Below are 8,809 nucleotides of genomic sequence, written 5' to 3' on the forward strand. Positions count from 1 at the left end.
CCCGGGGTCCGCCCGGTGGGCGCGGCGGGACGTCCTGCCGGTCCGTACGCGCACGCCCGGGAGCCGCGGCCGGGGCGCTCCCCTTCGGGCCGCCGGGCCCACCCGTCGCAGGGCGCGCGGAGTCGCCCGGCGGGGCGGTGGACGCCGGTGCGGGTGCGGGCGCCGGTGTCGGCGCCGTGGGCGGAGGCGGAGGGACGCTCGTCCACGCGGCGCCCGCCGCGGGCGCGCGCGGTGCCGTCGCCGGGCGCGGCGGGGTGCCCGGCCGGGCGGCGCGTCCCGCGTCCGCCGTGCGTCCGGCGCCCGGACGCGGCGTGACACCGGCCCACTCGGCGCCGCCGGGGGAGGTCCCCGGTGCCGTCGCCGGGCGCGGCGGGACGTGCGTACCGCCGGGCGGCGTGTCCGGGAAGCGTGCCGAGGCCGGCGGGGGCGGGAGCGTCTCGGAGGCCTGCCGCTGTCCGCGTTCCCCGTCGGGGCGCGGGCGGTCGCGTTCGCCGTGCGGGCGCAGGCTCGGGAAGCGCGGTGCGTCGGGTGCCGGGACGTCCCGCGGCCCGGCGGTGCCGGACGTGCGCGGACGCGGCGGCGTGCTCGTGGGGCGCGGCCCGAACCAGTCGCCCCCGGCGGGCTCCGCGTCGTCGCGGCCCGTGTCCACGGGCTCCTGCGAGGGCGGACGTTCACTGTCGGATACGGACGACGCGGACGGTGCGGCCGGTGCGGCCGGTGCTGACGGCCCGGTCGAGGCGTTCGGTCCGGACGAGGCGGGCGGTCCGGACGGCGCGGGCGGTCCGGACGAAGCAGACGGCTCCGGTGGCGTCGACGGGCGCGGAGGAACGGGGGCGCGCCGCGCTTCCGTGCTCATGCACCCCCCGTTTCCTCGACCCGGTCGTCCGGCTCGCAGGAAGACCCGGCCGAAGGAACCCGTCCGGATCCGTTCCCCGCTCGCGTGCGCGTCACTCTACGGGTTGACGCGCCGCGCGTGGGAACCGGTCCGCGGGCCCGGGGCATCTGCCCGGAACGTCCCCCTACCCTGCTGTGATCGGGTCTGGCAGGCTTCGGACATGACAGCCCGCGCCGCAGACAGGGCCCGCTACGACCGGGCCACCGCTCACCTGGACGCACCCGTCGCGATCGTCGACCTGGAGTCCTTCGACGCCAACGCGGACGATCTCGTACGACGGGCCGCGGGCAAGCCCGTCCGCGTCGCGAGCAAGTCGGTGCGCTGCCGGGCGCTGCTCGAACGCGTGCTGGCCCGGGAGGGTTTCGCCGGGCTCATGTCCTACACGCTCGCCGAGTCGCTGTGGCTGGCCCGCTCCGGCTTCGACGACGTGCTGCTCGCCTATCCGTCCACCGACCGGGCGGCGTACGCGGAGCTCGCCGGCGATCCCAAGCTGGCCGCCGCCGTGACCGTCATGGTCGACGACCCGGCGCAGCTGCGGCTGATCGACGACGCCCGGGCCGGCGGCCGCGAGGAGGTGCGCGTCTGCCTGGAGATGGACACCGCGCTGAAGATGCTGGGCGGCCGGATCCGGGTCGGTGCCCGCCGCTCCCCGCTGCACTCCGCGGCCCAGGTCGCCGACCTGGCGCGGACGATCGCCCGCCGGCCCGGTTTCCGGCTCGTCGGGATCATGGCGTACGAGGGGCACATCGCGGGCGTCGGCGACTCCCTGCGGGGGCGCCCCTTCCGGTCGCGCGCGATCCGGCTGATGCAGGCCACGGCCCGCAAGGAGCTGGCGCAGCGCCGGGCGGACGTCGTGCGGGCGGTGCGGGCCGTCGCGCCGGACCTGGAGTTCGTCAACGGCGGTGGCACGGGCAGCGTCCAGCACACCGCGGCCGAGGAGGCGGTGACCGAGATCGCGGCCGGGTCGGGGCTGTACGTGCCGCGGCTCTTCGACAACTACACGTCGTTCAGCGGGCGTCCGGCCGCGCTCTTCGCGCAGCCCGTCGTGCGCCGGCCGGGGGTCGGCGTGGTGACCGTGCTCGGCGGCGGCTACCCGGCCTCGGGCGCCCCGGGCGCCGACCGGCTGCCCGTGCCGTACCTGCCCGAGGGGCTGCGGTACGACGCGCAGGAGGGCGCGGGCGAGGTGCAGACGCCGCTGCTCGGCGCGCCCGCCGACGACCTGCTGATCGGCGACAAGGTGTGGTTCCGGCACGCGAAGGCCGGGGAGCTGTGCGAGCGGTTCGACACGCTGCACCTCGTGGAGGGCGACGCGGTGACGGCGACGGTGCCGACGTACCGCGGCGAGGGCCACACGTTCCTGTAGGCCCCGGCCCGTCAGCGGGTCCGCGGACTCGGTGTCGGCGGAATCGGTGTCGGCGGACGCGGTGTCAGCGCGAGGGGCCGATGCTGCTGCCCACCCCGCCGCCGGTGTCCGCGTCGCCGACCGGCCGGATCCCGTCGGTGATGCGGTCCATGTCGGCGAGCGGCGGCCCCTCGGCGCCCGCGTCGAAGACGTAGCGCACCATGACCAGCGACTCCGAGCCCACGCTGGACGGGAACGCCGTCGACTGGACGTACCCGCCGGGGCCCGCCTCGGTCCTGACGCGCCAGCGCACGTAGTAGCCGGTGCGCCCGGCGACCGCCACCGGCCCCTGTCCGACCAGTTCGTGGGAGGTGATCCCGTGGAAGGGGCGCCGGTCGAGCTTGTCGCGGTCGTACGCCAGGTCGGCGGCGTCGGCGATGTCGTCCCTGGCGAGCGCGGCCGGGGACTTCTCGTCGTTCGCGGTCACCGTGCGCGAGAGGACCGTGCCGCGGCGGCAGAGGCCGTCGTCGCCCGGGCAGGGGTAGGTGCCGGGTGTGGTCAGCACGATGTCGCTGTCGGAGACGTTCCGCGGCGCGGTCCAGCCGTCGAGGACCGGCAGGGTGATGCCGTTGAGCTCGTCCACCACGGTGCCGGGGTCAGCGGACGGTCCGGTGGTGGTGTCCTCGGACGGGGACGCGTCCGTCGGGGCCGGGGACGCGGGGGTCGGCCCAGTCCGCGCGCCGCGGACGCCGGCGCCGTCGTCCCCGGTCAGGACCACGGCGCCGGTGACGAGGGCGGCGACCAGGACGGCCGCCGCGGCGACGAGGGCGACCGCCTTGGCACGCCCGCTCGGCCCCTCGCCCACCGGCGGCGGCACCGTCTGTCCGTACGCTCCGTAGGCCCCGTACGGCTGGGGCGGCTGCGGCAGCTGTGAGGGCTGTTGCGGCTGTTGCAGTGCTCCGGGTGCGCGGCGGTGCTCGGTCCATGCGGTCCCGTCCCACCAGCGCTCCGTGTGCGGGGCGTCGGGGTCCCGGTACCAGCCGGGCGGGGTCGTCATGCTCATCCCGGCACTCTAAGGGCCGCCCGGCGGGCCCACACGAGTCACCTCGGGACCTGGCCCGAAGCGGTCCTAGAGCGGGGTGACGTACGCGCCCGAGATCCCGCCGTCGACCAGGAAGTCCGACGCGTTCACGAACGAGGAGTCGTCGCTGGCGAGGAAGGCGACCGCGGCGGCGATCTCGTCGGCCTCCGCGAACCGTCCGAGCGGGATGTGCACGAGGCGGCGCGCGGCCCGCTCCGGGTCCTTGGCGAACAGCTCCTGGAGCAGGGGGGTGTTGACCGGCCCGGGGCACAGGGCGTTGACCCGGATGCCCTCGCGGGCGAACTGCACGCCCAGCTCGCGGGACATGGCCAGCACCCCGCCCTTGGACGCGGTGTAGGAGATCTGCGAGGTGGCGGCGCCCATCCGGGCCACGAAGGAGGCGGTGTTGATGATCGACCCCCTGCCCTGGCGGCGCATGTAGGGGATCGCGGCCTTGCAGCACAGGTAGACGGAGGTCAGGTTGACCTCCTGGACGCGCTTCCAGGCCTCCAGGCCGGTCTCCAGGATCGAGTCGTCGTCGGGCGGTGAGATGCCCGCGTTGTTGAAGGCGACGTCGACGGACCCGTAGGTGTCGTACGCGGTCCTGAACAGCGCCTCGACCTGCTCGGGGTCGGTGACGTCGACCTTGACGAAGATCCCGCCGACGTCGTCGGCGGCGGCCTTGCCGCGGGTCTCGTCGACGTCGCCGCAGACGACGTGGGCGCCCTCGGAGGCGAGCCGGCGGGCGGTGGCGAGGCCGATGCCGCTGCCCGCGCCGGTGACGACGGCGGTACGGCCGACCAGGCGGCGGCAGACGACGGCGTCGGGCGCCGGGGCCGGTGCGGGCGGGGTCGATGCGGTCACTGTGCGGGGCCCTCCGTACTGATGAAGACGTTCTTGGTCTCGGTGAAGGCGGCCAGGGCGTCCGGGCCGAGCTCGCGGCCGATGCCGGACTGCTTGAAGCCGCCGAAGGGGGTCCAGTAGCGCACGCTGGAGTGCGAGTTGACGGACAGGTTCCCGGCCCGGACGGCGCCCGACACGCGCAGGGCGCGGCCCACGTCCCGGGTCCAGATCGAGCCGGACAGGCCGTAGTCGGTGGCGTTGGCGAGCCGGACCGCGTCGGCCTCGTCCTCGAAGGGGAGGACGACGGCGACCGGTCCGAAGACCTCCTCGACGGCCACGCGCGCGTGGGGCTCGACCCCGGTCAGGACGGTGGGCGGGAACCAGAAGCCGGGCCCGTCGGGCGCGGTGCCCCTGATGCCCGGCAGGTCGTCGGTGACGTACGAGCGCACGCGCTCCAGCTGGGTCCTGGAGATCAGCGGGCCCATGGCGGTCTTCTCGTCGGCCGGGTCCCCGACGACGACGGACTCGACGGCGGGCGCGAGGAGTTCGAGGAAGCGGTCGTACACGGAGCGCTGCACGAGGATGCGGGTGCGGGCGCAGCAGTCCTGGCCGGAGTTGTCGAGGAAGGACATCGGGGCGGCGGCCGCGGCGGCCTCTACGTCGGCGTCGGCGAAGACGATGTTGGGGCTCTTGCCGCCGAGTTCGAGGGTGACGCGCTTGAGCAGCGCCGACCCCCTGGCCAGCACCTGCTTGCCCACGGCCGTCGACCCGGTGAAGACGATCTTGGCGACGCCCGGGTGCTCGACCAGCGCGGCGCCGGTGACGGGTCCCGCGCCGGGCAGGACTTGGAAGAGGTGCTCGGGAAGGCCTGCCTCCAGGGCCAGTTCGGCCAGTCGCAGCGCGGTCAGCGGGGTCGTCTCGGCGGGTTTCAGGAGGACGGCGTTGCCGGCCGCGAGCGCGGGGGCCGTGCCCCAGGCCGCGATCGGCATCGGGAAGTTCCAGGGCGCGATGACGGCGACCACGCCCAGCGGTTCGGGGATCGTGATGTCGAGGCCGCCCGGCACCGGGATCTGGCGGCCGGTGAGCCGCTCCACTCCCCCGGCCGCGTAGTCGAGCAGGTCACGGACGTTGCCCGCCTCCCAGCGGGCGTTGCCGAGGGTGTGGCCGGCCTCGCGGACCTCAAGGCGTGCCAGTTCCTCGGTGTGCTCGTCGACGACGACGGCGAAGCGGCGCAGCAGCCTGGCCCGTTCGCCGGGGGCGAGGGCGGCCCACCGGACCTGCGCCGCACCGGCCCGTACGACGGCCGCGTCGACGTCCGCCGGACCGGTCCCCGCGACGGTGGCGACGACTTCCTCGGTGGCCGGGTTCAGCACGACGAGCTGGTGCTCGTCGTGCCCCTGGTGTGCCCCGGACCGGGTGGGGGTGTGCGACAACGAAGGACCTCTCACATGCGTTCGAAGGAGCGGCGCAGCTCCCAGTCGGTCACCGCGGCGTCGAAGGCGTCGAGCTCGACGCGCGCCATGTTGCGGTAGTGGGCGACCACCTCGTCGCCGAAGGCGGCCTTGGCGATCGGGCTGTTCTCCCAGAGCTCGGCCGCCTCGCGCAGGGTGGTGGGCACGCGCTCGTACCCGGCGGTGTAGGCGTTGCCGGTGCAGGCCTCGGGCAGCTCCAGCTCCTGCTCGATGCCGTACAGCCCGGCCGCGACGAGGCCGGCGACCGCGAGGTGCGGGTTGACGTCCCCGCCGGGCAGCCGGTTCTCGAAGCGCAGGGAGGGGCCGTGGCCGACGACGCGCAGCGCGCAGGTCCGGTTGTCGTGGCCCCAGGCGACGGCGGTCGGCGCGAACGAGCCCGGCTGGAACCTCTTGTACGAGTTGATGTTGGGCGCGTAGAGGAGGGAGAAGTCGCGGAGCGCGGCGAGCTGCCCGGCGAGGAAGTGGCGCATCACCTGCGACATGCCGCCCTCGCCGTCACCGGCCATCACGCTCGCGCCGTCGGCGTCGGCGAGCGAGAGGTGGATGTGGCAGGAGTTGCCCTCGCGCTCGTCGTACTTGGCCATGAAGGTGAGCGAGACGCCCTCCTGGGAGGCGATCTCCTTGGCGCCGGTCTTGTAGATCGCGTGCTGGTCGCAGGTGACCAGGGCGTCGTCGTACTTGAACACGATCTCGTGCTGGCCGGGGTTGCACTCGCCCTTGGCGGACTCGACGGTCAGGCCGGCCGCCGCCATCTCGTTGCGGATCCGGCGCAGCAGGGGCTCGATGCGGCCGGTGCCGAGGACCGAGTAGTCGATGTTGTACTGGTTGGCCGGGGTCAGGCCGCGGTAGTTGGCGTCCCAGGCCTGCTCGTAGGTGTCCTTGAAGACGATGAACTCCAGCTCGGTGCCCGCCCGGGCGGTGAACCCGTGCCCGGCGAGCCGCTCCAGCTGGCGGCGCAGGATCTGGCGGGGCGCGGCCGCGACGGGCGAGCCGTCCTCCCAGGCGAGGTCGGCGACGAGCATCGCGGTGCCGGCGTTCCAGGGGACCCGGCGCAGCGTGCCCACGTCCGGGTGCATGGCGAAGTCGCCGTACCCGTGCTCCCAGGACGACATCGCGTACCCGTCGACCGTGTTCATCTCGGTGTCGACGGCGAGGAGGTAGTTGCAGCCCTCCGTGCCGTGCTCCAGCACCTCGTCGAGGAAGAACCGCGCGGCGAACCGCTTGCCCTGGAGCCGGCCCTGCATGTCCGGGAAGGCCAGGACGACCGTGTCGATGTCGCCGCCCGCGACGAGGGCGCGCAGTTCCTCGACGCTGAGCGGTGGTGTGCGGTCTGCCACGGGAAAGTCCTCCTTCGGTCAGCCGAGAGCCATAAGGTATTGCGGAGGACCATTGCTTGGGAAGGGGGCGCAGCCGGATGGCACGACCGGATTCACCGGGCCCGGACGACCGGCTGGCGCCGGTGCTGCGGCCGGTGCGCGCGGGCAACGGTTTCGAGGAGGCCCTGGAGCAGATCCTGCAGGTGGTACGCCTCGGCCTGGTCCCGGGCGGCGAACGGCTGCCCGCCGAGCGGGAGCTGGCGCGGCGGCTCGGGATCAGCCGGGTGACGCTGCGCGAGGTCCTGCGGGTGCTGCAGGACCAGGGGCTCGTCGAGTCACGGCGGGGGCGGTACGGCGGCACGTTCGTACGGGCCCGCTCCGGGGTGGCCGGGGCGGCCGGCGGGGCCGAGCTGCGGCGGCGCGTCGCGGGGGTCGACATCGAGGACGTCCTGCGCTTCCGGGAGGTGCTGGAGGTCGGCGCGGCGGAGCTCTGCGCGTCCCGGGGCCTGTCGTCCGCGCAGGCGGGGCTGCTGCGTGCGGCGCTGGCCCGCACCCGGGACGCCCCGCTGGCGGAGTACCGGCGCCTGGACACCCTGCTGCACCTCACCCTGGCCGAGCTGTGCGGGTCCGCGACGCTGACCGCCCAGTACGCGGCGGTACGTTCGACCGTGAACGACCTCCTCGACTGCATCCCGCTCCTGGTCCGGAACCTGGAGCACTCCCAGCGCCAGCACACGGCCCTGGTGGAGGCGGTCCTGGCCGGGGACGCGGACGGGGCGCGCGGGGCGATGCGGGAGCACTGCGCGGGCACGGCGGCGCTGCTGCGCGGCTTCCTGACGTAAAGGTACGCAGACTGTCCATTGACGAACACGAACCATGGGAGATCGGGGGCCGGGATGACGGACAGGCCGCTCATAGGCGTCAGTACGTACCTGGAGACCGCGCGGTGGGGGGTGTGGGAGCTGGAGGCGGCGCTGCTGCCGGCCGGTTATCCGCGGCTCGTCCAGGCGGCGGGGGGCGTGGCCGCGATGCTGCCGCCGGACGATCCGGCGTACGCCGCCGGGGTCGTCGCGCGGCTCGACGGGCTGGTGATCGCGGGGGGTCCGGACGTGGATCCGGGGCGGTACGGGGCCGCCCGCGATCCCCGTTGCGGGCCTGAGGCGCGGGCCCGCGACAGCTGGGAGCTGGCGCTGATCGGGGCCGCGCTGGACGCCGGGACGCCGCTGCTGGGGATCTGCCGGGGGATGCAGCTGCTGAACGTCGCGCTCGGGGGGACGCTGGTGCAGCACATCGACGGGGCGGGCCGGCCCGCCGAGCGCCGCGTCCAGCACCTGCCGCGTCCCCGACCCCTCCTCCCGCAGGATCAGCGGCGTCGCCGCCAGCTCCGCCACGTCCAGCGCCCGCCGCCGCCGCGCCCACGGGTGCCCGGGCGCGGTCACGACGATCAGCCGGTCGTGCGCGATGACCGCGGAGTCGAGCCCGGCCGGCACGGACACCCCCTCCACGAACCCCAGGTCCGCCGCACCGGAGAGCACCCGCTCGGCCACCACCGTCGAGTTCCCCGCGATCAGGGACACCGCCGTGTCCGGCCGCTGCCCGCGCAGCGCGATGAGCCAGCCCGGCAGCAGGTACTCGGCGATCGTCATGCTGGCGGCCACCCGCAGCCGCGAGTCCCGGCGGTCCCGCAGCGCCTGCGCCCCCGCGTCGAACGCCTCCGCCGCCTCCACCACCCGCCGCGCCCAGTCCGTGACGAGCGCGCCCGCGTCGGTGAGCCGGGAGCCCCTGGGCGACCGGTCCACCAGCGCCACCCCCAGCTGCCGTTCCATGGAACGGATCCGGCTGCTGGCGGCGGGCTGGGTG

Annotated in this window: 7 protein-coding genes and 2 pseudogenes; 3 read left to right on the top strand and 6 right to left on the bottom strand. The window is 75.0% G+C overall.

The window, feature by feature from the left end; all coding sequences use genetic code 11:
- Window positions 1-671 precede the first annotated feature (671 nt).
- Window positions 672-860: a hypothetical protein gene (locus tag FGF04_RS20220; protein WP_149512729.1), complete on the bottom strand. Its 189-nt coding sequence runs from the start codon at window positions 858-860 to the stop codon at window positions 672-674.
- Window positions 861-1,055: 195 nt separating this feature from the next.
- Between FGF04_RS20220 and FGF04_RS20225 the strand changes: the two genes are divergently transcribed.
- The gene (locus FGF04_RS20225; protein WP_149512730.1) at window positions 1,056-2,258 is read left to right on the top strand and encodes an amino acid deaminase/aldolase; all 1,203 of its coding nucleotides are present in this window, start codon (window positions 1,056-1,058) and stop codon (window positions 2,256-2,258) included.
- A 64-nt stretch (window positions 2,259-2,322) separates the two neighbouring features.
- Here FGF04_RS20225 and FGF04_RS20230 read toward each other — a convergent pair whose 3' ends face one another.
- The 4 genes from FGF04_RS20230 to FGF04_RS20245 all read right to left on the bottom strand — a co-directional run bounded on the left by FGF04_RS20230 (window position 2,323) and on the right by FGF04_RS20245 (window position 6,970).
- Window positions 2,323-3,300: a DUF2510 domain-containing protein gene (locus FGF04_RS20230; RefSeq protein WP_235882420.1), complete on the bottom strand. Its 978-nt coding sequence runs from the start codon at window positions 3,298-3,300 to the stop codon at window positions 2,323-2,325.
- 66 nt (window positions 3,301-3,366) lie between these two features.
- Window positions 3,367-4,182 (bottom strand): 3-oxoacyl-ACP reductase, encoded by an 816-nt coding sequence (locus FGF04_RS20235; protein WP_149512731.1) that lies wholly within the window; start codon window positions 4,180-4,182, stop codon window positions 3,367-3,369.
- The gene (locus FGF04_RS20240) at window positions 4,179-5,594 is read right to left on the bottom strand and encodes an aldehyde dehydrogenase family protein (protein WP_149512732.1); all 1,416 of its coding nucleotides are present in this window, start codon (window positions 5,592-5,594) and stop codon (window positions 4,179-4,181) included. Before FGF04_RS20240 ends, FGF04_RS20235 begins: the two co-directional genes overlap by 4 nt.
- Before the next feature lie 11 nt (window positions 5,595-5,605).
- A complete protein-coding gene (locus FGF04_RS20245) occupies window positions 5,606-6,970 on the bottom strand; it encodes a glutamine synthetase family protein (protein ID WP_149512733.1) in 1,365 nt (454 codons plus the stop codon).
- A 77-nt stretch (window positions 6,971-7,047) separates the two neighbouring features.
- Between FGF04_RS20245 and FGF04_RS20250 the strand changes: the two genes are divergently transcribed.
- Window positions 7,048-7,791: a FadR/GntR family transcriptional regulator gene (locus FGF04_RS20250; protein WP_149512734.1), complete on the top strand. Its 744-nt coding sequence runs from the start codon at window positions 7,048-7,050 to the stop codon at window positions 7,789-7,791.
- 54 nt (window positions 7,792-7,845) lie between these two features.
- Window positions 7,846-8,295 (top strand): annotated as a pseudogene (locus FGF04_RS20255) (gamma-glutamyl-gamma-aminobutyrate hydrolase family protein); the annotation flags it as partial.
- On the opposite strand, the pseudogene FGF04_RS20260 reads toward FGF04_RS20255, so the two are convergent.
- Window positions 8,242-8,809, bottom strand: a pseudogene (locus FGF04_RS20260) (LysR family transcriptional regulator); the annotation flags it as partial. The pseudogenes FGF04_RS20255 and FGF04_RS20260 overlap by 54 nt on opposite strands.

The sequence above is a fragment of the Streptomyces apricus genome (genome assembly GCF_008369065.1).
Lineage (GTDB): Bacteria > Actinomycetota > Actinomycetes > Streptomycetales > Streptomycetaceae > Streptomyces > Streptomyces apricus.